The organism is Bradyrhizobium sp. USDA3010 (assembly GCF_056429065.1).
This window is the reverse complement of record NZ_JBWJZD010000105.1, coordinates 1-3,603: the sequence shown is the minus strand read 5'-3', so window position 1 is coordinate 3,603 and position 3,603 is coordinate 1. Positions and strand designations below refer to the sequence as shown.

Annotated in this window: 1 protein-coding gene and 2 pseudogenes; 2 read left to right on the top strand and 1 reads right to left on the bottom strand. The window is 57.3% G+C overall.

The window, feature by feature from the left end; translation table 11 throughout:
• Positions 1-612 precede the first annotated feature (612 nt).
• The gene (locus AC066Y_RS43010; RefSeq protein ID WP_478279108.1) at positions 613-1,734 is read right to left on the bottom strand and encodes an NAD(P)/FAD-dependent oxidoreductase; all 1,122 of its coding nucleotides are present in this window, start codon (positions 1,732-1,734) and stop codon (positions 613-615) included.
• Positions 1,735-2,613: 879 nt separating this feature from the next.
• Between AC066Y_RS43010 and AC066Y_RS43005 the strand changes: the two are divergent.
• Positions 2,614-2,965 (top strand): annotated as a pseudogene (locus tag AC066Y_RS43005) (AAA family ATPase); the annotation flags it as partial.
• A 78-nt stretch (positions 2,966-3,043) separates the two neighbouring features.
• Positions 3,044-3,296, top strand: a pseudogene (locus AC066Y_RS43000) (ATP-binding cassette domain-containing protein); the annotation flags it as partial.
• Positions 3,297-3,603: the final 307 nt, after the last annotated feature.

The window sequence follows — 3,603 nt, the reverse complement described above, 5'->3', positions numbered from 1 at the left end:
ATGGCGAGTGTGGCGGCCCGGATGCGCGGAGGGTGGGTGTCAGCAACCGAATCCTACGCCACCTCAGCGGCTTACGCCACGCTCGCCAGCCTCTCAACAAGCCGCTGATGAATAAGACGGGCTAGGTCCCACAATGTCTTGGCGGGAGGCATAAAATAGGCCGCGCGGGGAGGGAGTGTTAGGTGAGTCGCGCAGGTAGCGTACACTCAATCGGAGCCGGTTCTCAACATCGCAATCAAAGCGACCAGACTAGGGAGCGACCGCGGGCAGCGCTAACCGAACGAAGATAGAGCTCATTCGCCGCGCGTGGCGATCGCGTATGATCCGCGGCAGTCGCCGCGCAACAGCTTCTTCCCGTTGGCTCGCCGGGACCGCGACAATATCTGGGCCGAAGCTCGATTGGAATCCAATGCCCAGCAGTTCGAGCTCACGACGGTCTTCCGTTAGGCGTCCCATAAACTACCGTTTTGTCTGACGGCACAACCAGAATTCATATTGACGTAAGAGCCGGTGCGCTTACCAATACCGGGTTATTTAAATTCGAACGCAGGACCGAATGCACAAAACCCTCGAGATCCCATTTAGATGCCTCCAACGACGATCGGCATGAAATCAGTGGATTTCTGGCATTGTGTTTTGATTTATCGGCAGATTGAAGCGCTCGGGTCGAAAGGCGCCAAGCGCCTCACATGATGCTTCCCTTGCGATTTCGGTTGCGAGCAGTAGCGCGACATATGGGGCAAGCGTGACGCCTTCCTGTGTAACCGCAATGAATAGCTGCTCGTGACCGGGTAGGCGCCCGACGATCGGGCGGCCGTCTTTGGGAACAGGACGGCTGCCTCGTTGCGCGGCAAAGGACTCCCCAAAGGAAAATTCTTTTAGCTCGCCCCTTAGTAACGAAACATTCTCTTTGGCAGCCTTGACCTCTACGCCAACATCGCGGACGCACGTGGGATCGCAGGCATTGCCGACGATGAGAGAAGAAGGCCCGTTCGCCCGGAAATGAATATGATTAGCAAAGACAACGTGCTCAATCGGAGGGCCGAAGTACCGTATCTGTGTCAGCACCTCGGGCGATTCATAAACCAATGGCGCACACGCGAGATCTTCAAGGAGGGAGTTGACCCCGATGCCGCTGGCGAGCACGACCGCGTCAACAAGATAGGACGTTCGATTGGTCCACAGCTTAACGCGGCGCTGGTTAAGAGACTCTATTCTTGTGCATTTTTCAGAAACGAGGTGGGCGAGACCGGTAGCGACGGCAGCATCGATCATGCGCTTTGTGAAATGAACAGAATCGAGCCATCCTTCTTGAGGGATTCGTACAATAACTTCGGGAGACCCCACGATGTTCAGATTGGGTTCAAGGTTTGATGCCTCATCTCGTGACAGGTACTCTACAGCCCTTCCTAGTCCCTCAACCATACTGGCTGCATGAAGCAGCTTCTTATTTTGTGCGAATGCGGTTGACCAGCGCAATGTGCCGGTTGCTCTAATGGCGTCTGACGAACCAATGTGGCGTGCAAGTTCTACCTGGTAGTCGAGGGCTTCGGACCTGAACTGCATCGAGTCCGATGTCGCCCCTGCGAAAACGTTCAGGCATGCGAAACTTGATCCAGTGGCTCCGGAGCATGGGGCGGCCCCGTCAAACAAGAGTGCGGTAATTTGGTTCCGGGCGAAATGAAGCGCGAGCGACGCGCCCATAATCCCGGCTCCGATAACAGCGACCAACATCGATTCCTCCCTTAGCTGCCCAGACGCTCGGTGGAGAGGAAGCTGTTGTCAAAGGGGGTCTTCGCTGCGCGTGGCAAAACGCCCTCCACTTTTCTTCGAGGTAATAGATGGCCAATGCAAACTCGGACCGCTTTCGCAGCTTCGTCGGCTGAAGCGCAGTTGCCGTTCGGGAACATCGTAACGCCTGCCGCTGCGAGGGCAGCCACTAAACCCCTTCCCAGTATGATCGTTGACGCAATCAGAGATGGACGGCTTCGTGATGCCTTTGATGGTTGCCCCTCGCAAGGGTACGCCAGACCCATCCCTTGGTGAAAGACGGTCTAAATGGTTCCAGGTTTCCGTTTGCAGCACCATTATTCCGGCGCTCCGCGATAAGCGCATCCTCGATTAGGTTGAGCCGACCGGAGAGCTCATCGATCGGCGACGCGATGGCGCTCGCCAAGAAGCGAGGGGTGTCCTCCGAAAATCGGAATCACCGAGCGCGACGATAGCTGGCGTGCGACCGGCTCGACGTTTAGCGGCCTTTGAAACTTGCACGCTTAGTGACGGGACTAGAGGCTGCATCAATAACCCTCGACGAGGAAGCAGAGTTCATGTTTGGAGCTAATCTGAGTGCGCAGTATCTTTGCAGGCGCCGAGTCCGCGCATCGATCGGGTCCGTTGGCGAGGACAAGAGTTGGTTGGCGGTCCATGCGGAGTTCCGTCGCAGCGTGGCTTGATCAGCCCACATTCAACTAGCTGTAGTTGGCAGCTTCCGTCGTCTAAATCGCCTGCTAGTTTTGGTAGTTGGTCCAACGTATTGCTGCATCTCGCTAACGCGGTCGCAAAGTCGATCACCAATTTCCGACACGATGTTCTGAGTCGGAATGAACAAATTGCCTAGCGTTGGATGATTCTAAGGATCGACCACTAATCATCGATCAGCCCGAAGAGAATCTTGACCCGAAGGCGATCTACGATGAATTGGTGCCGCTTTTTCAAGCGGCGAAGGACCGGCGCCAGGTCATCCTCGTAACCCACAACGCCAATCTGGCGGTCAACACGGACGCCGATCAAATCATTGTCGCGAAATGTCGGCGCTCACCCCGGCGATGGGCTACCGCCTATCACCTATCACTCGGGCGGCCTCGACGAAGAACCGACGCGGCGGATCGTGTGCGATATCCTCGAAGGTGGTGAGCGTGCGTTCCGCGATCGAGCCTGGCGGCTTAGGATTGGGCTAGAGCGTTGAGACTCACACTGGGCCGGTTTGACGCGCTTGCCCGAGCAGCATTTCCCCGAAAACAATTTGAAGGAAGCATCATGGATTATCGTCGGCGAAAGCGGATCGGGTAAGTCGACGCTTCTCGCCTGCATCTCCGGCCGCCTGGCGCCGGACGAGCCGGATCACCTATGACATGCAGGACCGGGGGCGCGTCGACGTCCTGACCCTTTCCGAGCCCGAGCAGCGCCGGCTCGGTCGCACCGACTGGGGCATCGTTCACCAGAACTCGCGCGACGGTTTACGCATGGATGTCAGTGCCAGCGGCAATATCGGCGAGCAGCCGATGGCGATTGGCCATGCCGTATGTCAGCGCATTGCCGAGATGCGTCAGTTCCGACTTGCAGTAGAGCGCGGGGATGCGCCGTTCGATCAGGCTCTTTTTTCCGCTACCTCTCCGGAAACTCAAAATTTCTGGAGAGGCACATTTGGGCAAAGCGCTACGCCGCACAGGCTCGTCTTTGGGCGGCGCGCGAGCTCTAGCTAGCCCGTCTTATTCATGATTGCCGGGCGGGGCAGCTGGAACATTTCCGGTCGGGGTGAAGGCGCGCGCGAACGCTTCGGCTTTTTCGCCGCTTTTCGACCCGACTTCGTGAACGCGTTGGAGG

What these genes read in the sequence shown, in the direction of transcription:
- AC066Y_RS43010 (WP_478279108.1), bottom strand. Translation starts at nt 1,734, where the DNA reads ATGTTGGTCGCTGTTATCGGAGCCGGGATTATGGGCGCGTCGCTCGCG.